This is a genomic window from Priestia sp. MDV22-iso46 (assembly GCF_058629175.1).
In genome coordinates this window covers 206,057-228,597 of sequence record NZ_JBZVWT010000004.1, presented here as the reverse complement: position 1 = coordinate 228,597, position 22,541 = coordinate 206,057, and the positions used below count along the sequence as shown (strand labels likewise).

Sequence of the window (22,541 nt, the reverse complement as noted above, 5' to 3'; positions counted from 1 at the left end):
TTCTGTAAAATGAATGCAATGTATAAATTTAATTAGCAAGAGATATGTTTTTACTAGTACGTACCATTCAATTCGTTGAATGGTATTTTAATGTGTACATCTTTATATATAAGGAGAGATATCAATGGGCAAAGTATACGTATTTGATCACCCGCTTATTCAACACAAATTAACTTACATACGCGATGTAAAAACGGGAACGAAAGAGTTTCGTGAATTAGTTGATGAAGTGGCAAGCTTAATGGCTTTTGAAGCGACACGTGATTTACCGCTAGAAGACGTTGAAATTGAAACACCGGTTTGCAAAACAAAGTCAAAAGTTATTGCAGGGAAAAAGCTTGGTATCGTTCCAATTCTTCGTGCTGGTATCGGCATGGTAGATGGATTTTTAAAACTAATGCCAGCTGCTAAAGTTGGACACGTTGGCTTATATCGTGATCCAGAAACATTACAGCCTGTTGAATATTATGTAAAGCTGCCTAATGATGTAGAAGAGCGTGACTTTATTGTAGTAGATCCTATGCTTGCAACAGGAGGGTCAGCTGTAGAAGCAATCAACTCTCTTAAAAAAAGAGGCGCCAAAAACATTAAATTTATGTGTTTAATTGCTGCTCCTGAAGGTGTGGAAATCGTAAAAGAAGCACACCCTGACGTAGATATTTACATTGCAGCATTAGATGAAAAGTTAAATGACCATGGATATATTGTTCCAGGTTTAGGTGATGCAGGGGATCGTTTATTCGGTACAAAATAATTTGTAGATTCGGGTGATGAACATGAAGCAGCCAATTAAAGTAATGACGATATTCGGGACAAGACCAGAAGCAATTAAAATGGCCCCTCTAGTGCTAGAGCTTAAAAAGCGGCCGGAGGAGTTCGAAGCGATTGTTACAGTAACGGCTCAGCACCGTGAAATGTTAGACCAAGTATTGAGCATTTTTGACATTCAGCCTGACTATGACCTTAACATTATGAAAGATCGCCAAACTCTTATGGACGTAACGACCAGAGGATTAGAAGGTTTGGACGACGTAATGAAAAAAGTAAAGCCGGACATCGTACTTGTACACGGCGATACAACTACGACGTTTATTGCCGGACTAGCAGCTTTTTATAATCAAATTCAGGTGGGACATGTTGAAGCAGGTTTGCGCACATGGAATAAATATTCTCCATATCCGGAAGAAATGAACCGTCAGCTTACAGGCGTTCTCGCTGATTTGCACTTTGCTCCGACAGATAAGTCTGCAGCTAATTTGCAAGCAGAGAATAAAAAAGAAGAGCGAATCTTTGTGACTGGAAACACAGCTATCGATGCGTTAAAAACGACAGTAAAAGAGACATATGAGCATGAGGTGTTAACGAAATTGGGAGATGATCGTCTTATTTTATTAACGGCGCATCGCCGCGAAAATTTAGGCGAACCAATGAAAAACATGTTCCGTGCTGTTAAACGTATTGTGGATGAACATGAAGATGTGCAAGTTGTGTATCCTGTTCATTTGAATCCAGTAGTTAGAGAAACAGCAAACGATATCTTAGGAAATGACCCACGCATTCACTTAATTGAACCGTTAGATGTAATTGACTTCCATAACTTCGCTGAGCGCGCTCATATTATTTTGACAGATTCGGGCGGTGTTCAAGAAGAAGCTCCTTCATTAGGCGTACCTGTATTGGTACTTCGTGATACAACAGAGCGACCGGAAGGAATTGAAGCAGGAACGCTCAAACTAGCAGGAACGGAAGAAGAAACGATTTATGCGCTAGCAAAAGAGCTGTTAATAGATGAAGACGTATATAAGCAAATGTCACAAGCATCGAATCCTTACGGAGACGGCTTAGCTTCTAAACGCATTTGTGATGCTATTAGCTACTATTTCAACCGTCGTGAAAACAGACCGGAAGCTTTTAATCCGCTTTCGTAAGATTTCTAAACACCTTTCACATGAAAAGTGTCTCTTTGAGACACGATAGTGTGAGAGGTGTTTTTTTTATGTGGATTAAATGGTTAATGATTAGCTTTATATTGGGAAGCGGGGGAGGGCAAATGTCGCTCAATCCCACATTTCCTTCTATAAAACAAGAAATGCATCATCAAGAAAAATCAATAATTGTCATGATTAAAAAAGAAAAATTCGCCAAATTTAAAAGTCAGCTACAAAAAAATTATCCTAATATAAAGATTAAGAGCGAATTTCATACGGTGTTTACAGGACTTTCGTTAAACGGCTCCATTTCGGATTTGGAAAACCTATCTCATAATCCTTCTATTATTAGTTCACATTCTATTAAAAACTACCAGGTTGCAGAAGAAAATAGCGTAACCTTCATTGGCTCAGAACAGGTAAGAGGCTTATTTGATACTTATAATCAGCGCTTAACAGGAAAAGGGATCAAAGTAGGCGTCATCGATACGGGTGTTGATTATTCTCATCCCGATTTAAAACAAACCTACAGAGGAGGGTATGATGTAATAGATAAAGATTATGAGCCGATGGAAACCACTCGGGAGCAAGGAGAGCCTACTCTGCATGGCACTCATGTAGCTGGTATTATTGCAGCAAATGGAAATATTAAAGGTGTAGCACCTGAAGCAGAGATCTACGCATACCGAGCTCTTGGACCTGGAGGAGCTGGAACGTCTGAAAGTGTTATTCTAGCTATCGAAAAAGCAATTCAAGATGATGTAGATATTATTAATTTATCATTGGGAAATGATGTGAATGGTCCTGATTTACCAACAAGCTTAGCATTAGATCGGGCTGTTGAAAAAGGAATTGTAACGGTCACATCTAGCGGCAATTCAGGTCCAGGTTTATGGACCGTGGGCTCTCCAGGTACAGCGGGAAAAGCTATTTCCGTTGGCGCTTCTGTTTCCCCGACAACAGTTCAATTTCTAACAATTGGATTTAACAAAGAAAAAATTATGATGGCTCCAGTAGAAGGGTCTCGTCCATGGACGTTTAATCAAACGCTGCGTGTAATAAATGAAGAATACTCCAAAGAGCAAAAGCATGCGTTGGGTAACGTCATTTTGCTAAAAGCAGAAGGAAATGCGGTTGAAAAAAAGATTAAACAAGCTGAACAGGCTGGAGCAAAAGCTGTTCTTTTATATAGCCCGACTGAAAAAAGCATAATCGGTAAACTACAAGAGTCAGTAAATATTCCAGTGATATGGGTAAGTAAAAAAAGCGGTGATACCATTAATCAACACATTCAGTCTCAACAGCCATACTTACGCACTGGCAAGCAAGTGGTGCAAGACTTGCTCACATCTTTCAGTTCAAGAGGACCTGTAACGACTACTTGGGGAATCAAGCCGGACGTCGTCGCACCTGGTTACTCCATTAATAGTACAGTTCCTGGGGGATATGAACGCATGCATGGAACAAGTATGGCTGCGCCCCATGTAGCTGGAGCGTGCGCTCTTATTTTACAAGCACACCCGAACTGGTCTCCTGAACAAGTCAAAGCTTCATTGATGAACACAAGTAAAGTAATGAAGCAGCTAAATGGCCAAACGTATCGAGTATATGAACAAGGAGCCGGGAGAATTCAAATAGCAAAAGCTGTCACAGCAGACTCTTTATTTTATCCATCTTCTTTATCTTTCGGTATTTTTACGCGCCCATCAAAGAAAGTCTTATCATTTAAAATTGATAATCAGTCTGATAAAGCAAAAACGTATCGCTTAAACGTTCCAAAAAGGGATGAAGGAGTGAACTGGGATGTTCCATTACCCGTCACGGTGCAGCCCCATCAGACAAAAGAAATAGCTGTCACTTTATCGGTGCAGCCCCGTTTTAAAAATAAAGGTATATATGACGGATATTTGGAAATAAATGATTCACGTGAAACATTTTCGCTTCCTTATATGTACATGGTTAGCATTCCAGATTATCCTCGTGTCATGGGATTGCAAGTAGCAGCGGAAAAAGAGAAAAATACGTATAGCTATGAACTGTTTTTGCCTGAAGGAGCAGATCAATTAGGCGTGGCTCTTTTTGATAAGCAGTCTTTACAGTTTGTATCGTATTTAGATGTTGACGTTGATGTAGAAAGAGGCATGAGAAAACGAAAAATAACGATTGATGAATCGCTTGTACCGGGGTCGTACCAAATATTTGCATTTGTGAAAAAGCATAGACAAGAGCAGGTTGTACAAAGTACAATAACGATTGAATGAACCTCTTTAAATGTTTTCATTTGAAGAGGTTTTATGTGTGGCAGAAATGTGAACAATAAGAAGAGATTGTGAAGTTTTTAGCTTAAACACATTGACATTAAATATACGCTATTGTATGCTTACAGGGAATATAAATGATAAGGTTTTCAACCTGTGAAAACCGTTGATATTTCTGCGTATTTTATTAGCTGTTTTTACCTTTTTTAGCAATTTTTTTTGCCTTTCTATCATATATTGAGCTATAAAAACGATAGAGAATTCGGAAAAAAGAAAATTTTGCAAAAGGGGTATGAGCTTATGAAAGATCGCAACCGTCATCCTTTGCAAGCGATGGCATTAGTGTCAATCATTCTATCACAGTTAGCAGGTTCAGTCTTAATTGGCTTATTCTCTGGAAGATGGGCTGATCAATGGCTTGACACCGAACCACTATTTTTGATTTTAGGCCTTCTTTTAGGGCTAGCAGCAGGTGTTTTTATGATGCTGCGGACAGTCCACCATTTTTTTTCAGGAGATTAATAATTCATGCAGGATTTGCAGCACGTTTTTCCAAGACTTCGTTCATACATATTGTATTTGTTAGCATTATACGTTCTCGGCTGGGGATTTACAAGTTATAAGGCTGTTTTTGCAGGTTTAATTTTAGGAACCGCCCTGAGTTTGTATAATTTGTGGAACTTAGTAAGAAAGTTTGAGCAGTTTGGACAGGCGTTGGATGAGGGGAAAAAGCCCCGTTCAATTGGGACTGTTGTAAGATTTGCAACAGCTGCTCTCGCAGTTGTGATTACCATCTCTTATCCAAAAACCTTTCATATTATTAGTGTAGTTGTGGGATTAATGACGTATTACGTTGTCATTATCATAGATTTAGTTGTTCAAAATATGCGTAGAAGATAGAAAGAGAGGTGAACACAGTTGGGTCATGAATCACCAACTATAGAGTTTCTAGGCCTTACTTTTAGTCAAAGTAACTTGCTTATGGTTACCGTAGCTTCTGTTATTGTATTCTTAATTGCAGTTTTATGTACTCGTACTCTTGCTATGAAGCCAAGCGGTGCACAAAACTTTATTGAATGGGTCTTAGATTTTGTTAAAGGACTCGTTAATAGCAATATGGATTGGAAAACAGGTGGCCGCTTTTTGACGCTAGGTGTAACTTTACTTATGTACATTTTTGTGTCAAATATGTTGGGTCTTCCATTTGCCATCGTGATTGACCATAACTTATGGTGGAAATCGCCAACCGCTGATCCAGCAATTACGCTGACGTTAGCCGTTATGGTAGTTGTATTATCACATTATTATGGTATTAAAATGCGAGGTTTCTCTGCATACACGAAAGATTACTTCAAGCCAATGGCATTTTTATTCCCGCTTAAGATTATCGAGGAGTTTGCCAATACGTTAACGCTTGGCCTTCGTCTTTACGGTAATATTTATGCTGGGGAAATTTTGTTAAGCTTGCTAGCTGGTTTAGCAACAACAGGCTTCTTAGGTACAATTGGAGCTGCTATTCCAATGCTTTTATGGCAAGGATTCAGTATTTTTGTAGGCGCAATTCAGGCCTTCATTTTCACAATGTTAACGATGGTTTATTTATCTCACAAAGTGAGTAGCGACCATTAATTTATAAAGCTTTGTTCAAGTAATACCCAATTTGGACAAAACAAAACTTAGTTAAACAAAATCATATATATTAAGGGAGGACTTTATAAAATGGGTTTAATAGCATCTGCAATTGCGATTGGTTTAGCGGCACTAGGTGCTGGTATTGGTAACGGTCTTATCGTTTCTAAGACGATTGAAGGCACAGCTCGCCAACCAGAAGCACGTGGTACATTAACTTCAATGATGTTCGTTGGGGTTGCCTTAGTTGAGGCGCTTCCAATTATCGCCGTAGTTATTGCATTCATGGTACAAGGTAAATAATAATGTGTTACATGTGGCGAAGATCATTCAAAAGAACCTTCGCCATTACTTTATGTCTTTAATAAGTAAATTATATATGTGGAGTCTCTGAAGGGAGTGAACATGGCCGTGTCGAACATGTTTGTGTTAGGAGCAGCAGGCATTAATGGTGGAGATATTCTTTTCCAATTAGTGATGTTCCTTATCCTACTTGCGTTACTTCAAAAATTCGCGTTTGGTCCTGTAATGGGAATCATGAAAAAACGTGAAGAGCATATTGCCGGTGAGATTGATGAAGCAGAAAAGCAAAATGAGGAAGCGAAGAAGCTTGTTGAAGAGCAGCGTGAAATCTTAAAGCAATCTCGTCAAGAAGTGCAAGTAATGATGGAAAACGCTAGAAAGTCTGCAGAAGATAAAAAAGAAGAAATCATTGCGGCAGCACGCGAAGAGTCTGAGCGTCTAAAAGCTGCAGCAAAACAAGAAATCGAACAGCAAAAAGATCAAGCAGTTGCTGCGTTACGTGAGCAAGTTGCTTCATTATCTGTTTTAATTGCGTCGAAAGTTATTGAAAAAGAACTTTCTGAACAAGATCAAGAGAAGTTAATTCATGAATATATCCAAGAAGTAGGGGATGTACGATGAGTCAACCAGCTGTAGCCAAACGCTATGCACTAGCTCTTTTTCAATTAGCAACAGAAAAACAGATGATCGATGAAATGCAAGACCAGCTACAAATCGTTGAAGAGGTGTTTGCTAAAACACCTGAATTAATGGATGTATTAACTCATCCAAAAATTACAATTGAGCGAAAAAAACAGTTTGTAAGTGAGGCATTTGCTGAACTTTCACCAACTGTTCAACATACGGTTCTTCTATTATTAGAGCGTCACCGCATTCAAATTGTTAGCGAAATGGTAAAAGAGTATCGTTTCCTAGCGAACGAAGTACGTGGCGTGGCAGATGCAACTGTTTATTCTGTCAAACCTTTAAGTGCAGATGAGAAAAGAGCAATCTCGCAATCATTTGCTTCTAAAGTTGGAAAACATACGTTAAATATTTCAAATATAGTAGATAAAAGCCTAATCGGCGGCGTGAAGCTTCGCATTGGTAATCGTATCTATGATGGCAGCATTAGCAGCAAATTAGAAACGATCCACCGAGGACTTCTTGCACACAGATCGTAGATAGGGGTGAAATTCATGAGCATCAAAGCTGAAGAAATTAGTGCGCTGATCAAGCAGCAAATTGAAAACTATCAGTCTGAGATTAAAGTGAGTGATGTAGGTACTGTTATCCAAGTTGGGGACGGTATCGCACGTGCTCATGGCCTCGACAATGTCATGGCTGGAGAACTGGTTGAATTTTCAAATGGTGTCATGGGAATGGCACAAAACTTAGAAGAAAACAATGTAGGTATCATTATTTTAGGACCATACACGGAAATTCGTGAAGGTGACGAAGTTCGCCGTACAGGACGCATCATGGAAGTTCCAGTAGGGGAGCAGTTAATCGGTCGTGTTGTTAACTCATTAGGTCAGCCAGTAGACGGCTTAGGCCCAGTAGAAACAACAAAAACACGTCCAATTGAAGGTGCTGCACCTGGCGTTATGGATCGTAAATCAGTACATGAGCCGCTTCAAACAGGTATCAAGGCGATTGACGCACTTGTGCCGATCGGTCGTGGACAGCGTGAGTTAATTATCGGTGACCGTCAAACGGGTAAAACATCGGTAGCAATCGATACAATCTTAAACCAAAAAGATCAAGATATGGTATGTATCTATGTAGCGATTGGCCAAAAAGAATCAACAGTTCGTAACGTAGTAGAGACATTACGTAAACACGGTGCTCTAGATTACACAATCGTTGTAACAGCATCAGCTTCACAACCAGCTCCACTATTATTCTTAGCACCATACGCTGGAGTAACAATGGGTGAAGAGTTTATGTATAACGGTAAGCACGTACTTGTTATTTACGATGACTTAACAAAACAAGCATCAGCTTATCGTGAACTTTCATTACTATTACGCCGTCCTCCAGGTCGTGAAGCGTATCCAGGGGATGTATTCTACCTGCACTCTCGTTTATTAGAGCGTGCGGCAAAGTTATCGGACGCAAAAGGTGGAGGTTCATTAACAGCTCTTCCATTTATTGAAACGCAAGCAGGAGACGTATCTGCTTATATCCCAACGAACGTAATTTCGATTACAGACGGACAAATTTTCTTACAGTCAGATCTATTCTTCTCAGGTGTACGTCCTGCGATTAATGCTGGTCTTTCTGTATCACGTGTAGGTGGATCTGCACAAATTAAAGCGATGAAAAAGGTAGCAGGTACACTGCGTCTAGACCTTGCATCGTATCGTGAGCTTGAATCATTTGCTCAGTTCGGTTCTGATCTTGACCAAGCGACTCAAGCAAAATTAAATCGAGGAGCGCGTACAGTTGAAATCTTAAAACAAGGTTTACACAAACCGCTTCGCGTAGAAAAACAAGTAGCTGTGCTTTACGCATTAACAAAAGGCTTCTTAGATGATGTTCCAGTATCAGATATTACACGCTTTGAAGACGAGTACTTAACATGGTTAGAATCAAACCGTAAAGAAGTACTTGAATCAATCCGTACAACTGGTGGCCTTCCTGAAGCTGGCGTATTCGAATCAGCACTTGAAGAATTCAAGAAAACATTTATTGCATCTGAATAATATATTGTCAGCATGGTATGTTAAGACAATCTTTCAATAAGGTGAAGGTGAACATTTGTTCACCTTTCATACCACGTGATCTTCTAAAACAAGGTGGTGAAACCTTTGGCATCATTACGTGATATACAAACTCGAATCACATCGACGAAAAAAACGAGCCAGATTACGAAAGCAATGGAAATGGTTTCAGCTGCAAAGCTGAATAGAGCGGAACAAAATGCAAAATCGTTTGTTCCATATATGGAAAAAATTCAAGAGGTAGTCTCAAGCGTAGCCCTTGGCAGCAGAGGCGCTTCACATCCAATGTTAACTGCGCGCAGCGTGAAGAAGACTGGTTATATCGTAATCACTTCAGATCGCGGTCTAGCAGGAGCATATAACAGTAATATTTTGCGAAAAGTATCTCAAGCTATTGAAGAACGCCATCAATCACCTGATGAATATGGTGTGATTGCAATTGGACGAGTAGGGAGAGATTTCTTCGTAAAACGCGGTATTCCGGTTTTGCTTGAAATCACAGGCTTAGCAGATCAGCCAGCTTTTGCTGACATTCAAGGAATCGCTTCACAAACAGTTCAAATGTTTGCGGACGGTACGTTTGATGAACTTTACTTATACTACAATCACTTTATCAATACGATTTCACAAGAAGTGACGGAGAAGAAGCTATTGCCTCTAACAGATCTTCAACCTTCTGGTAAACTTGTTGGTTATGAATTTGAACCATCACAAGAAGAGATTTTAGAAGTATTACTTCCTCAGTATGCAGAGAGTTTAATTTACGGCGGCCTGCTTGATGGAAAAGCAAGTGAGCATGCTGCTCGTATGACAGCGATGAAAAGTGCAACAGACAACGCAAAAGATCTTATCAATAATCTTACATTGTCATATAACCGTGCACGTCAAGCGGCAATTACCCAGGAAATTACGGAAATTGTTGGCGGAGCGGCAGCGTTAGAATAGAAAGTTTAATGGAAAAGCAAGTTAGGAGGGAACACGATGACAAAAGGACGCGTTACTCAAATCATGGGTCCAGTTGTAGACGTAAAGTTTGACAACGGACACCTTCCAGCAATTTATAACGCCCTTAAAATTTCACATAAACCGAGCAGTGCAAGTGAAGTTGCAATCGAATTAACATTAGAAGTTGCGATTCACTTAGGTGATAACACAGTTCGTACAGTAGCAATGTCATCCACTGACGGCTTAGTTCGTGGATTAGAAGTAGAAGATACAGGTGCAGCAATCTCAGTACCAGTTGGTGACGTTACGTTAGGTCGTGTATTCAACGTATTAGGTGAAAAAATCGACTTAGACGCCCCAATCGATGCAGGTGCACGTCGTGATCCAATCCACCGTCAAGCACCAAAGTTCGAAAATCTATCTACACAAGCTGAAATTCTTGAAACAGGTATTAAAGTAGTAGACTTATTAGCTCCTTACATTAAAGGTGGAAAAATCGGTCTATTCGGTGGTGCCGGTGTAGGTAAAACAGTATTAATTCAAGAGTTAATCAATAACATTGCTCAAGAGCACGGCGGTATTTCGGTATTCGCTGGTGTAGGTGAGCGTACGCGTGAAGGTAATGACTTATACCATGAAATGACAGATTCCGGTGTTATTAAGAAGACGGCTATGGTATTTGGACAAATGAATGAGCCACCTGGTGCACGTCAACGTGTTGCATTAACAGGATTAACAATGGCAGAATACTTCCGTGACGAACAAGGTCAAGACGTATTATTCTTTATCGATAATATCTTCCGTTTCACACAAGCGGGTTCAGAAGTATCAGCATTACTTGGCCGTATGCCATCAGCAGTAGGTTATCAGCCAACATTAGCGACGGAAATGGGTCAGCTTCAAGAGCGTATCACGTCAACAAGCGTAGGTTCTGTAACATCGATTCAAGCGATTTACGTACCAGCCGATGACTATACGGATCCAGCTCCAGCGACAACATTTGCTCACTTAGATGCAACAACAAACTTAGAGCGTAAATTATCAGAGATGGGTATTTACCCTGCGGTAGATCCATTAGCATCTACATCTCGCGCTTTATCTCCTGAAATTGTTGGAGAAGAGCACTATGCAATTGCGCGTCAAGTTCAACAAACGTTACAGCGTTATAAAGAGTTACAAGATATCATTGCAATCCTAGGTATGGATGAGTTATCTGATGAAGATAAACTTGTTGTACAACGTGCTCGTCGCGTTCAATTCTTCTTGTCTCAAAACTTCCACGTAGCAGAACAATTTACAGGTCAAAAAGGTTCTTATGTTCCTGTAAAAGAAACTGTTAAAGGATTTAAAGAGATCTTGGAAGGTAAATACGATCATTTACCTGAAGATGCGTTCCGTTTAGTTGGTCGCATTGAAGAAGTTATTGAAAATGCGAAACGTATGGGAGTAGAAGTTTAATTTAAGGGACATAGGAGGTTTTTTAAATGAAGACAATCCATGTCAGTGTAGTGACTCCTGATGGCCCAGTTTACGAATCAGAAGTGGAAATGGTAAGTACCCGAGCACAGAGCGGTGAGCTTGGTATTTTACATGGCCATATTCCGATGGTTGCTCCTTTACAAATTGGAGCCGTCCGCTTGAAGAAAGCAAGCAGTACAGAACTTGTGGCTGTTAGCGGAGGATTTCTTGAAGTAAGACCTGACAAAGTAACAATTCTTGCACAGGCTGCTGAAACAGCTGAAGAGATTGACGTAGCTCGTGCAGAAGAAGCGAAAAAGCGCGCTGAAATGCGCCTTGATAGCAAACAAGATGACGTTGATGTTAAGCGTGCTGAAATTGCCTTGAAACGGGCAGTCAATCGTTTAGATATTAGTCAACGTAAGTTCTAAAAAAAGCCCTCTCAAACGAATGAGAGGGCTTTTTTGCTCTATTATACACAAGGGGAAGAGCAAATAGCATTGATCTATGATTATATATTCCATTTAACTAAGCGCATCCATCTTCTTTATTTTGTTCAATAATGGAAAAGGATCTTAAAATAGGGAATAAAATAAATGTTTTTCATGTTACCGTTTACGAATTTGCATAAGTGTGCTTTAATATGAAAAGAAGAGACGATGATCGTCTCTTCTTTTCATATGGTGTTTAAAAGGAGTGCTTTTATTGTTTGGAGGAATTGAACAGCAAACGTTACTAACCATGATTTCACATTTGATTTTTATTGTGATTACTTGGTATGCTTTGCAGGGCTTTCAAATTGAAAAGCTGATGAAACCTAATCATGTGTTTCAAGCAAAATTAATGCTTATTTTATTGACCATTACGATTTCATCAACAGTAAGTAATTTCTTTTTGGATTATTTATTTTGGTCACAGCGCATTCCCTCATTTTTTCAATGATTGGCAAGCTATGAGTCTATGATAAAATAGACGTTCATTCATTGAAGATATACGAATTTATACGCTAATGTATGTCGCTATGTCTAAATATGACGACCCTTTTCATGTATGTATCATCGCCTTCTGGAAAGACTGATGAGTACGGAGAGGGAGTGGCGAAATGTTTAAAAAAATTAGTGTCTTTTTGGCTATTTTCATTACTGGCTTATTCGTATATCATGGAAGTTATGTGAGCAATGCCCAAAACAATGAAACTACTATTGAGAAGATTGTTCACACCTTAAATAAGCAGCATGTTTCGTTAACTGAAGTATCGTTGTATGCAAGAGAAGAAGTAAAAGCTGTTACTGACCAAAAAACCTTTTATTCGCAAGCTAAAAGTATTAAAAGTAATTTTAGAGGTTTTAAATGGGAAGTGAAGAGGGAAAGAGACCTATGGAAAGCAATAGGTACACGCAAAAGTGAAGATGTGAACGAAGTCATTCTGTTAACTTATGCGATCGATGAACACAGCAATGCGTACATATCGTATCATGTAACGGGACAAGGTTTAAAAGAAAAAAATATGACCCATTTTCAAAATGTATTTCAGACAAATTATGAAAAAATTTTCCTATCAGAACCCATAATTTTCTCTTGTGCAACGGGGGAAATCAATGATAAGATGGAAAGTGTTTTGTCTGTTGAAATTCAAGACCTATTACGAGCTTTCAATGCTAAACCAGTGGAATCTCTAGTGGAAGAGTCATTTACCTCTGTTTCAGCATATACTGGACTGTGGGAAGAAGCTCTTCAAACGAAAAAGCAGGAAATGAACTTACAAATTGCATTACGCAAGACAAGAATGGGCGGTCAAACAACCATAGTTGTTGGCACACCTATCATTACGTCTGAATATTAATATAGAGAAAATGGACGCGGAGGGGAATACCTTGGAAAAAATCATCGTCCGCGGTGGAAATAGATTAAGCGGTACAGTTAAAGTTGAAGGAGCAAAAAACGCCGTTTTACCTATTATCACTGCAACCTTATTAGCTAGTGAAGGAAAAACAATTCTAAATGATGTACCAGCTCTCTCCGATGTATTTACGATTGGCGAAGTTTTAAGACATCTGAATGCAGAAGTAGATTTTGAAACAAATCGTGTAGTTGTAGATGCATCAAGAGAGTTAAAAACAGATGCACCTTTTGAATATGTAAGAAAAATGCGCGCTTCAGTACTTGTAATGGGTCCTTTATTGGCGCGTACAGGTGAGGCTCGTGTAGCTTTACCTGGCGGATGTGCGATTGGATCAAGACCGATTGATCAGCATCTTAAAGGCTTTGAAGCAATGGGTGCTAAAGTTCAAGTAGGAAATGGTTTTATTGATGCAAAAGTTGAAGGAAGACTAAAAGGTGCTAAAATTTATTTAGACTTCCCAAGTGTAGGTGCCACAGAAAATATTATGATGGCAGCAGCATTAGCGGAAGGCACTACAATTATGGAAAACGTAGCAAAAGAACCTGAGATTGTCGACTTAGCAAACTTCTTAAACGCAATGGGCGCTAAAGTTCGCGGTGCAGGAACTGGTACGATCCGTATTGAAGGTGTTAATAAATTATATGGTGCAGAACATGCAATTATTCCAGATCGTATCGAAGCTGGAACATTCATGGTAGCAGCAGCTATTACAGGTGGAAACGTACTTGTACGCGGTGCAGTAGCAGAGCACATCAGTTCACTTGTTGCTAAAATGGAAGAAATGGGTGTTGAAATTACTGAAGAAGGCGACGGCTTACGTGTTGTAGGACCTGAAAAGCTAAAATCAGTAGATATTAAAACAATGCCTCATCCAGGGTTCCCTACGGATATGCAATCTCAAATGATGGCATTATTATTAGCAGCAGAAGGCACAAGTATGATTACAGAAACAGTTTTTGAAAACCGCTTTATGCACGTAGAAGAGTTTCGCCGCATGAACGCTGATATTAAAATTGAAGGGCGCTCTGTTATTATTAACGGACCTTCTCAACTACAAGGCGCTGAAGTAGCAGCAACAGATCTTCGTGCAGCAGCAGCGTTAACATTAGCAGGACTTGTAGCAGACGGCTATACGCGTGTAACGGAATTAAAACACCTTGATCGTGGTTATGTAAATTTCCACAATAAATTAGCCGCTTTAGGCGCTGATATTGAACGTGTAAATGACGAAACAAAGCAAGTAGAACAAACTCAACAGGCTTCAGACGTCAAATAAATATGTCATAAAAAAAGCATCTCATAGCGAGATGCTTTTTTTGTCGTTGGACGACCCTTATGGCCGGTTTGCTGTCATAAAAGGTTGTCCACCTCCATACATATGGAATATAGGGATATAGGTGTTCCTTGTCAAAATAATAGATATGGAGGCTAGGCGTTCATGAAACAAGCAAAGCCAATCGTCGTACTAGGAGTCATCTTTTTTTTCGTTGTGTTACTCATCCCAACACTTCTCGTTGTTCCTTTTACTGAAAAGACAGATGGAAAGCTACATGAAAATGTCAAACAGACCCCAAAAACCGAAAAACTACAAAAAGTGACAGCGTCTCCTCTTGACGTCAGTGTTTATCGTACGGAAACGAAAAAAGTAGAAAAACTGCCCCTCGAAGACTATCTTGTAGGGGTAGTAGCAGCTGAAATGCCTGCTACTTTTGAGCTTGAAGCACTTAAGGCTCAAAGTTTGGCAGCCAGAACCTATATTGTGCAAACTATGATGAATGGAAATAGTCATCTTCCCCAAGGAGCGGATGTGACTGATACCGTAGAGTACCAAGTATATTTAAATAAAGATGAGCTAAGAAGCAGATGGAACAAAGACTATGATTGGAAAATCAAAAAAATTCAAGAAGCAGTGAAGGACACCCAAGGTCAAATTCTTACGTATAAAAATAAGCCAATTAATGCTACGTTCTTTTCTACCAGCAATGGTTACACTGAAAATTCAGAAGCGTATTGGAAGAATTCCATTCCTTATCTAAAAAGTGTAGCTAGTCCATGGGATAAAAAGTCCCCTGAATTTACAAATCAGAAAGTAATGTCTGTTGCTAGCTTTGAACAGAGGCTTGGAGTGAAATTAACAAACAGTGGATCAGTAGGTGAAATCGTCTCTAGAACGCCGGGGCAGCGCGTAGATTACGTAAAGATAAACGGTAAAGAACTGTCGGGAAAAGATGTTCGGGAAAAACTGGGTTTATCGTCAGCCGACTTTCATTGGACAAAAAAAGGTAATGAAATTATCATCAACACAAAAGGATATGGACATGGTATTGGGATGAGTCAGTACGGAGCAAATGGTATGGCACTAGAAGGAAAAACGTATAAAGATATTGTTACTCATTATTATACAGGTGTTGCGATTACCCCTAACGATCAGTTTGTTGCACAATTGACAGCTAAACGCTAATTCAAAGACCCTTATAGCAGGGTCTTTTTTTATGGTTTTCACTTTTTTTAAATAAAATGTATATTTTAGATTCATCTGTTGAAAAATAATCGAAAAAAATTTTTTATCGCTGTGTATATATTCATTCAATTGTGTTCAGACTGATTGCTGAGGTGATGATATATGAGAGAGGAAGAAAAGAAACGTACTTCTCCAAAATCGAAAGTTCAAAAATTAGTTAGAAAGCGTTGGGTGTTCCCGGCTATCTATTTAGCGAGTGCAGCAATTATTCTTACAGCAGTCCTTTGGTTTCAAGCTAATGGAAACGATATTAGCAAAGAAGACAAAAGCGGCTATAGCCAAGACGGTACGGCTTATCGAGACGACGCTGTAGAGGTAAATGCTTCGCTTGAAAATTTAAAAATGCCAGTTGCTAGTGAAGCATCAGCTATCGTGAAAAAGCCTTTCTACGACGATCAAGCATCTGAAAAACAGCAAGAAGAAGCACTAGTTTTCTACAACAATACGTATCATCCAAATACAGGTGTTGACTTAGCTGTTAAGGGAGATAAATCATTTGATGTTGTAGCAGCAGCTAGCGGTACAGTAACAAAAGCAACAAAAGATCCTTTACTAGGTTATGTAGTAGAAATTGATCATAAAGATGGTTTAGTCACACAGTATCAATCTCTTGAGAAAGCTGATGTAGAAGTAGGAGATATTGTTAAACAAGGCCAAACGATCGCAAAAGCTGGAAAAAGCTTATATAATCAAGAAGCAAAAACACATGTGCATTTTGAAGTTCGTAAAGATGGTGTAGCAATTAATCCAAGCAGTTATTTTGGAAAATCTGTTAGTTCTATTAAAGAAGTCAAAGCAGCTGAAGTGACAGAACCAAAAGACGACTCTTCTTCTGAAGAATCAAAGGATAGCGAAAAATCATCTGATGAAAAGACTAAAGAAGATAAAGATTCAAAACAACCTTCAACAGATACGTCTAAACCAAATGCATAAGGCAAGACCATAAATATGAAAAGAAGCTGGATAAAATCGAGCTTCTTTTTTTATGAATTTTTCTAAAATGAGATGCATTATGTTAAAAAAGTAAATAAAAAACACTAAATTTTCAAAAAAATATAAGAAATCACTTGTCCTTACTGACTTTTCTAGCATATATCTGCACACAAGCTAATAAACTGTTACAAACCTATAAAGAGAATGTTAGAAAAGGGATAATATATACATTCCCTTGGATACTTCTCATATCCAATTTGGGGAGGGCGAGTAGTGTGCACGATTACATCAAAGAGAGAACTATCAAGATTGGAAAGTATATTGTAGAAACAAAGAAAACAGTTCGTGTAATTGCGAAAGAATTTGGCGTTTCGAAAAGTACTGTCCATAAAGATTTAACAGAGCGTCTACCAGAAATAAATCCTGAGTTAGCAAATGAAGTAAAAGAAATTCTTGATTATCATAAATCTATTCGGCATTTGCGTGGAGGAGAAGCAACAAAATTAAAGTACAAAAAGGAAGAAGAAACTGTAAAATGAAAAAATGCCCAATATTGCCTTTTTTATAGAGGTAGTATAGGGCATTTTATTTTTTGGATAAAATAGGTATATAATAAATATTTTTGCTAATAACAACATACATATACAAATTGTGATAAAATAGTAAATTAGGAAAAAAGAATGGTTATCATGCAAAGATATGTAAATAGAAGGAGGATTTAAGGTATGTTAGCAAAAGACATTGGTATCGATTTAGGTACAGCTAACGTCTTAATTCACGTTAAAGGCAAAGGAATTGTGTTAAATGAACCGTCTGTTGTGGCGATTGATAAAAATACAAATAGAGTGCTAGCAGTAGGGGAAGAAGCGAGACGTATGGTAGGAAGAACGCCCAGTAATATTATTGCCATTCGTCCCTTAAAAGATGGTGTTATCGCTGACTTCGAAATTACAGAGTCTATGCTCAAACACTTTATTAACAAATTAAATGTAAAAGGTTTTTTATCCAAGCCGCGCATTTTAATTTGTTGTCCAACAAATATTACTTCTGTTGAACAAAAAGCAATTCGCGAAGCTGCTGAAAAGAGCGGTGGAAAAACTATTTATTTGGAAGAAGAACCAAAAGTCGCGGCTATTGGCGCTGGAATGGATATCTTTCAGCCGAGCGGAAATATGGTCGTAGATATTGGTGGAGGTACAACCGATGTGGCCGTCCTTTCAATGGGCGATATCGTAACAGCAGCTTCTATTAAGATGGCTGGTGATCGTTTTGATGCCGAAATTTTGCAGTACATTAAGCAAAAATATAAGCTCTTAATCGGAGAGCGTACAGCAGAAGAAATTAAAGTGAAAATTGGTACGGTGTTTCCTAAAGCTCGTAATGAAGAGTTGGACATTCGAGGGCGAGACATGGTTTCAGGCCTACCTCGTACGGTTACTGTTTATTCTGAAGAAGTAGAGGAGGCACTTAGAGAGTCTGTCAGCGTAATTGTACAAGCTTCGAAAAGTGTATTAGAGCGTACACCTCCCGAACTTTCTGCCGATATTATAGACAGAGGCGTTATTTTAACTGGCGGTGGAGCATTGCTTCACGGTATGGATCAGCTGTTAGCGGAAGAATTAAAGGTGCCTGTGCTAATTGCAGAAAATCCAATGGGTTGTGTAGCTGTTGGAACAGGTATTATGCTCGATAATATTGATAAACTATCTCGTCGCAATATTGTTTAAATAAATGAAGACTCCTCTATTGGCTCGTTTCATACAGAGGAGTCTCTTCTTTTATCTATTATACTCTGTGAGCTGGCTATAACGAACAACGTTTACTTGTAAGGAGGATGAAGTATGTTTAAAGGGTTTTACACGGCAGCAGCGGGTATGCTGTCTCAACAGCGTCAAACTGACTTATTAACGAATAACATAGCAAATGCTAATACGCCAGGATTTAAAGCAGATCAAGGTACGTTAAAGGCATTTCCTGATATGTTGCTGCAGCGAATGGAATCTGAAGATTTACCTACTGACCGTAGCATCTCTGTTCAGAACAAAAAAGACATAGGTGCGATTAATACGGGCGTGTATATGCAAGAAACAGTTCCAAATTTTACACAAGGTGATCTTCAGCAAACGTCTCAATCAACTGATATTGCATTGATGGAGCAAAATATGCCTACAAAAGAGGGCGGACTATTTTTTGTGGTACAAAGCCCTGATAATACGCCTCAATATACAAGAAACAGTAATTTTACATTAGATCAGGAAGGGTTTTTAACTACGTCTACCGGAGCTTATGTATTAAATACAAATAATCAACCAATTCAACTAAAAAGTGAAAACTTTACAGTTGATTCACAAGGTAACGTAACGGAAAATAATCAGCAGGTTGCACAAATCGATATTGCTTATGCTAGTGACTTACAAACGATTAAAAAGGCAGGGAATGGATTGTATGAAACGCTGAACAATCAGCCCTTGCCTTCAGCAAGGAATAATCCAGGCATTTCTTATCAGTTAAAGCAAGGATTTGTTGAACGTTCCAATGTAGATGCTGCTCAAAGTATGACTGATTTACTAACGGCTTACAGAGCTTTTGAGGCAAATCAAAAAATAATGCAAGCTTACGATAGAAGCATGGATAAAGCGGCAAATGAAATTGGGCGTGTGCGCTAAAAGCAACGGGGGAGATGAGAAGGATGAACCGTACAATGATAACAGCGGCCAATACGATGGGACAGCTGCAGCAGCAGCTTGATGTCATTGGTCATAATCTATCTAATACAAATACGCCAGGATATAAAGCGAGAGATGCTTCATTTAATGATATGCTGTATCAACAAGTAAACAATCAAGAAGATAAGGGAACAGAAAAGCGGCTTACGCCAGCCGGAATTCGGCAAGGCACAGGCGCTTATTTAGATCAAACGAGCTTGAATATGACGCAGGGTGCTTTTCAGAATACAGATAAACTATTAGATGTAGCTGCCTCAAATCCAAACGTTTATTTTCAAGTTGCCGTAAACGATTCCCAACAGCCTGTACAGTATACGCGAGATGGTTCTTTTCATCTTAGCCCTGAAGGCCCGAACGATGTTAAATTAGTAAACGGTTCTGGTCAGGATGTGCTGGGGGAAAATGGTCAAGCTATTATTTTCAATAACGCGTTCAAAGATATACAAATTGATGGAAGTGGAACGATAACGGTTACTACGAATACGGGCGTTGACCAGTTTACACTTGGGTTAACAAATGTCCAAAAGCCGCAGGTGCTAGAAGCTAAAGGAGAAAATCTATTTGCCTTTCCAGCAGGGATGAACCAACCGAATATGTTTACAGATTTGACTGGAAAAGCTCGAGAAACAGCAGGCGTAGAGCAAGGGAAATTGGAACAGTCAAATGTAGATTTGAGTAAAGAACTTACTGATATGTCCATTGCTCAACGTGCGTATCAATTTAATTCCCGCTCTATTTCAATTGCAGATCAAATGATGGGCTTGGTTAATGGAATCAGAGCCTAAGCAAGTAGTTGCTTCTCAATTGAGCATTCTGTATATTGATAATAGTATCGTATGTTACATGCGGTTTGAAAGGAGACTTATTTATGCTTGATATTGAACAAATTAAAGAAATTATTCCACACCGATATCCATTTTTATTGGTCGATCGCATTTTAGAAGTGGAAGAGGGAAAAAAAGCAGTTGGTTTAAAAAACGTATCTGCCAATGAAGAATTTTTTAACGGGCATTTCCCTGACTATCCTGTGATGCCAGGGGTTTTAATTGTAGAAGCTTTGGCTCAGGTAGGAGCAGTAGCTATGCTAAAAAAAGAAGAAAATCAAGGACGTTTAGCATTTTTTGCAGGCATTGACAACTGCCGTTTTAAAAAGCAAGTAAGACCTGGTGATCAACTGCGTTTAGAGGTTGAAATTGTACGTGCGCGTGGATCTATTGGCAAAGGAAAAGGTATCGCAACTGTAGATGGAGAGTTAGTCTGCGAAACAGATATTATGTTTGCTTTAGGCGATAAAAAAGAATAGTACATAAGAGCTGCTGATGCAGCTTTTTTTATTGACGCTGCAAAGCAGAAAAAAGTTTCTTTAATAAAGGTATAATATCCATTAGCAACTCTTTTTGAAGTGTTGGTGACAGAGATGAAAATTGTAAGAGCACATGTTTCAATAAGGGCTGTTTATCTATGAGGGTTAAAATGGTCTCGTCGTGTGAATCCGATTCACATTTTCTTGTTAAGTAAAGAAGTTGGAAGTCATGTAAATGATCTTGTTTATAAGAGGAAGGCTCAATAAGTTGGTCCAGCGTAATTTGAAAACAATTACATAGAGATAGAAAATCAAAAATGGAAGGCGTTTGTTTCGAACATTCCCATTTTGAAATAGTTGTACGAGAAACATTCAACTGATTTGCTAATTCTTCTTGTGAAAATCCTCCTTTTAGTCTGAAATATTTAATTCTTTCTCCAAAATCCTTCATATGCATCACCTGATTTCGTAAAGATAAGTATATGTCTTATTGTTCGAATGTAGTTCATGTTCTTTGTAACATGCTGAATTCGCACAATATGAAACATATACACTTTACCTTCTGCAATAAAGGGAATAAAACCTGTTTTTATTTCTTTTTTTTCTCTAAAAAGATTCATTTTTCTGCATGGATATAAAAAAAAGAACAAAAATAGAGGTTTTTATAGTAAAAAAATCCTATTTTTTGTTCGGTATATTGAAAAAAATGGTTGAATAACGGGGAAAAATGCATTAATATACGAATTACAAAGAAAAAGGAGTGAAAAAATGACAAATTTTTATTTGAAAAGGCAAGGCGCTCGCATAAGAGATAATCGCTTCAAACGTTCTAGTTGTGCTCATTTATTTTTAGGAAAAAAAGAAAGGTACCTCTCCAGTGAGTTCTCTTTTCTTTACCCTTCTCATGGACCAACGAAAAAGACCGCAAACAATAATCCTCTCTTTTAAATCCAGACACCTTGAGATGACTTGACTTATTTTTTAGATGTACTTTTTATCGGTCTGTTTCGAAGCTGCAGTTTGAACTGTTGAAGTAAATCTTGACCTGATAACCCTTGGTTAATTAAATCCTCTAAGAGCATTTCAGCATAATGAAGTCTCCGTTCTTTTAAAACACCTTTCATCAACAAACTAATACGATTTTCACCAATTGAAGTAATGGAAGCCACGGTAGCTATAAAGGTAGCCGGATCATTTGTTTCTTTCGTAATTTTAGCTTCTACCGTCATTTTTTGTTTATCTTTCAACAAAACATGAAATTCATCGTACCATTTCTTATCGATAACTGCTTCTAAAATCCAGTTATTTTCGCCGTCTTCTTTATTAATAATAAGGCCATTAGTTAGTGAGACAGACTGACGCTTTTCTTGATCATCAACCAATTGAAATGACACAAGTTTAAATGTTTTCATTGATGTTTCCTCCTTTACGTAAATAGTAGGTTATCCATATTATAACATGAATGAGCTTAAAGATTCCCATTATTCAATCAGTTGGAGTGGTAGACTATGATTAACCATATTATTCTTGTAGGAAGACTGACAAAAAAACCTGAGCTTCGATATACCCATGAAGGGATTGCAGTATCTACTATTACTTTAGCAATTAATCGAACGTTTCGAAATGTTGAAGGTGAATATGATGCTGATTTTGTCAACATTACTCTGTGGAGAAAAAATGCAGAAAATACGGCTGCTTACTGTGATAAAGGAGCGGTTGTAGGTGTGGTAGGGCGTGTACAAACGCGCACATTTGAAAATAATCTTCAGCAAAGAGTATATATGACCGACGTTGTGGCTGATGCTGTTAAGTTTTTAAGTGGAAAGCCATCCGGTTTTTCTTCATTTGATTCAAATCAACAAGAAGAATAAAGTTATCTAGTATGAAAGGGGGTGATTAGTTCAGCTAAGGTTTTAATTCCTCTTATCT

26 protein-coding genes are annotated in these 22,541 nt (G+C 38.5%); 24 read left to right on the top strand and 2 right to left on the bottom strand.

Annotated features, from left to right (window positions below):
* Nucleotides 1–124: 124 nt before the first annotated feature.
* From upp to fabZ, 23 genes are all read left to right on the top strand, one after another.
* Nucleotides 125–754: a uracil phosphoribosyltransferase gene (gene upp, locus AC4NPH_RS22055; RefSeq protein ID WP_013059810.1), complete on the top strand. Its 630-nt coding sequence runs from the start codon at nucleotides 125–127 to the stop codon at nucleotides 752–754.
* Nucleotides 755–776: 22 nt separating this feature from the next.
* On the top strand, nucleotides 777–1,928 hold the full coding sequence (wecB, locus tag AC4NPH_RS22050) for a non-hydrolyzing UDP-N-acetylglucosamine 2-epimerase (RefSeq protein WP_025601419.1): 1,152 nt from the start codon (nucleotides 777–779) through the stop codon (nucleotides 1,926–1,928).
* Between the two features lie 68 nt (nucleotides 1,929–1,996).
* The gene (locus AC4NPH_RS22045) at nucleotides 1,997–4,189 is read left to right on the top strand and encodes a S8 family serine peptidase (RefSeq protein ID WP_098196937.1); all 2,193 of its coding nucleotides are present in this window, start codon (nucleotides 1,997–1,999) and stop codon (nucleotides 4,187–4,189) included.
* A 297-nt stretch (nucleotides 4,190–4,486) separates the two neighbouring features.
* Nucleotides 4,487–4,708: an AtpZ/AtpI family protein gene (locus AC4NPH_RS22040; RefSeq protein ID WP_013059807.1), complete on the top strand. Its 222-nt coding sequence runs from the start codon at nucleotides 4,487–4,489 to the stop codon at nucleotides 4,706–4,708.
* A 6-nt stretch (nucleotides 4,709–4,714) separates the two neighbouring features.
* Nucleotides 4,715–5,086 (top strand): ATP synthase subunit I, encoded by a 372-nt coding sequence (locus AC4NPH_RS22035; protein ID WP_013059806.1) that lies wholly within the window; start codon nucleotides 4,715–4,717, stop codon nucleotides 5,084–5,086.
* Nucleotides 5,087–5,104: 18 nt separating this feature from the next.
* On the top strand, nucleotides 5,105–5,815 hold the full coding sequence (atpB, locus tag AC4NPH_RS22030; protein WP_013059805.1) for a F0F1 ATP synthase subunit A: 711 nt from the start codon (nucleotides 5,105–5,107) through the stop codon (nucleotides 5,813–5,815).
* Nucleotides 5,816–5,905: 90 nt separating this feature from the next.
* Entirely contained in the window at nucleotides 5,906–6,118 is a 213-nt protein-coding gene (gene atpE, locus AC4NPH_RS22025; RefSeq protein ID WP_013059804.1) for a F0F1 ATP synthase subunit C, read from the top strand.
* A 102-nt stretch (nucleotides 6,119–6,220) separates the two neighbouring features.
* Nucleotides 6,221–6,739: a F0F1 ATP synthase subunit B gene (locus AC4NPH_RS22020; RefSeq protein ID WP_013085463.1), complete on the top strand. Its 519-nt coding sequence runs from the start codon at nucleotides 6,221–6,223 to the stop codon at nucleotides 6,737–6,739.
* Nucleotides 6,736–7,281 carry a F0F1 ATP synthase subunit delta gene (locus AC4NPH_RS22015; protein ID WP_013059802.1) on the top strand — a complete coding sequence of 182 codons (546 nt, stop codon included), beginning with the start codon at nucleotides 6,736–6,738 and terminating at the stop codon, nucleotides 7,279–7,281. The genes AC4NPH_RS22020 and AC4NPH_RS22015 overlap by 4 nt, the downstream gene beginning before the upstream one ends.
* A gap of 15 nt (nucleotides 7,282–7,296) precedes the next feature.
* Complete coding sequence (gene atpA, locus AC4NPH_RS22010; RefSeq protein ID WP_013085461.1) at nucleotides 7,297–8,805, top strand: F0F1 ATP synthase subunit alpha; 1,509 nt, start codon at nucleotides 7,297–7,299, stop codon at nucleotides 8,803–8,805.
* 105 nt (nucleotides 8,806–8,910) lie between these two features.
* Nucleotides 8,911–9,768 carry a F0F1 ATP synthase subunit gamma gene (locus AC4NPH_RS22005; RefSeq protein WP_013059800.1) on the top strand — a complete coding sequence of 286 codons (858 nt, stop codon included), beginning with the start codon at nucleotides 8,911–8,913 and terminating at the stop codon, nucleotides 9,766–9,768.
* A gap of 36 nt (nucleotides 9,769–9,804) precedes the next feature.
* The gene (gene atpD / locus AC4NPH_RS22000) at nucleotides 9,805–11,226 is read left to right on the top strand and encodes a F0F1 ATP synthase subunit beta (RefSeq protein ID WP_013059799.1); all 1,422 of its coding nucleotides are present in this window, start codon (nucleotides 9,805–9,807) and stop codon (nucleotides 11,224–11,226) included.
* 26 nt (nucleotides 11,227–11,252) lie between these two features.
* A complete protein-coding gene (locus AC4NPH_RS21995) occupies nucleotides 11,253–11,657 on the top strand; it encodes a F0F1 ATP synthase subunit epsilon (RefSeq protein WP_013059798.1) in 405 nt (134 codons plus the stop codon).
* A gap of 274 nt (nucleotides 11,658–11,931) precedes the next feature.
* Complete coding sequence (locus AC4NPH_RS21990; protein ID WP_013059797.1) at nucleotides 11,932–12,168, top strand: DUF1146 family protein; 237 nt, start codon at nucleotides 11,932–11,934, stop codon at nucleotides 12,166–12,168.
* Between the two features lie 160 nt (nucleotides 12,169–12,328).
* A complete protein-coding gene (locus tag AC4NPH_RS21985) occupies nucleotides 12,329–13,069 on the top strand; it encodes a YwmB family TATA-box binding protein (protein ID WP_098196938.1) in 741 nt (246 codons plus the stop codon).
* Between the two features lie 31 nt (nucleotides 13,070–13,100).
* Nucleotides 13,101–14,405, top strand: coding sequence for a UDP-N-acetylglucosamine 1-carboxyvinyltransferase (gene murA / locus AC4NPH_RS21980; protein WP_013059795.1), 1,305 nt, complete (start codon nucleotides 13,101–13,103; stop codon nucleotides 14,403–14,405).
* Between the two features lie 162 nt (nucleotides 14,406–14,567).
* On the top strand, nucleotides 14,568–15,590 hold the full coding sequence (gene spoIID / locus AC4NPH_RS21975; protein ID WP_013059794.1) for a stage II sporulation protein D: 1,023 nt from the start codon (nucleotides 14,568–14,570) through the stop codon (nucleotides 15,588–15,590).
* 162 nt (nucleotides 15,591–15,752) lie between these two features.
* Nucleotides 15,753–16,583, top strand: coding sequence for a stage II sporulation protein SpoIIQ (gene spoIIQ / locus AC4NPH_RS21970; RefSeq protein WP_028409695.1), 831 nt, complete (start codon nucleotides 15,753–15,755; stop codon nucleotides 16,581–16,583).
* Between the two features lie 275 nt (nucleotides 16,584–16,858).
* Nucleotides 16,859–17,122, top strand: coding sequence for a sporulation transcriptional regulator SpoIIID (spoIIID, locus tag AC4NPH_RS21965; RefSeq protein ID WP_013059792.1), 264 nt, complete (start codon nucleotides 16,859–16,861; stop codon nucleotides 17,120–17,122).
* Nucleotides 17,123–17,308: 186 nt separating this feature from the next.
* Nucleotides 17,309–18,310, top strand: coding sequence for a rod shape-determining protein (locus AC4NPH_RS21960; RefSeq protein ID WP_013059791.1), 1,002 nt, complete (start codon nucleotides 17,309–17,311; stop codon nucleotides 18,308–18,310).
* Between the two features lie 114 nt (nucleotides 18,311–18,424).
* Nucleotides 18,425–19,249 (top strand): flagellar hook-basal body protein, encoded by an 825-nt coding sequence (locus tag AC4NPH_RS21955; protein ID WP_029319385.1) that lies wholly within the window; start codon nucleotides 18,425–18,427, stop codon nucleotides 19,247–19,249.
* Nucleotides 19,250–19,272: 23 nt separating this feature from the next.
* Complete coding sequence (locus AC4NPH_RS21950; RefSeq protein WP_013059789.1) at nucleotides 19,273–20,094, top strand: flagellar hook-basal body protein; 822 nt, start codon at nucleotides 19,273–19,275, stop codon at nucleotides 20,092–20,094.
* Between the two features lie 83 nt (nucleotides 20,095–20,177).
* Nucleotides 20,178–20,612 carry a 3-hydroxyacyl-ACP dehydratase FabZ gene (fabZ, locus tag AC4NPH_RS21945; RefSeq protein WP_013059788.1) on the top strand — a complete coding sequence of 145 codons (435 nt, stop codon included), beginning with the start codon at nucleotides 20,178–20,180 and terminating at the stop codon, nucleotides 20,610–20,612.
* A 28-nt stretch (nucleotides 20,613–20,640) separates the two neighbouring features.
* Here the strand turns inward: fabZ and AC4NPH_RS21940 are convergent, their stop codons facing one another.
* Entirely contained in the window at nucleotides 20,641–21,063 is a 423-nt protein-coding gene (locus AC4NPH_RS21940; protein WP_097812339.1) for a helix-turn-helix domain-containing protein, read from the bottom strand.
* 523 nt (nucleotides 21,064–21,586) lie between these two features.
* A complete protein-coding gene (locus AC4NPH_RS21935) occupies nucleotides 21,587–22,024 on the bottom strand; it encodes a YwpF-like family protein (RefSeq protein ID WP_014457773.1) in 438 nt (145 codons plus the stop codon).
* Nucleotides 22,025–22,120: 96 nt separating this feature from the next.
* Here AC4NPH_RS21935 and ssb point away from each other — a divergent pair, with 96 nt between their 5' ends.
* Nucleotides 22,121–22,483 carry a single-stranded DNA-binding protein gene (gene ssb, locus AC4NPH_RS21930; RefSeq protein WP_013059785.1) on the top strand — a complete coding sequence of 121 codons (363 nt, stop codon included), beginning with the start codon at nucleotides 22,121–22,123 and terminating at the stop codon, nucleotides 22,481–22,483.
* Nucleotides 22,484–22,541: the final 58 nt, after the last annotated feature.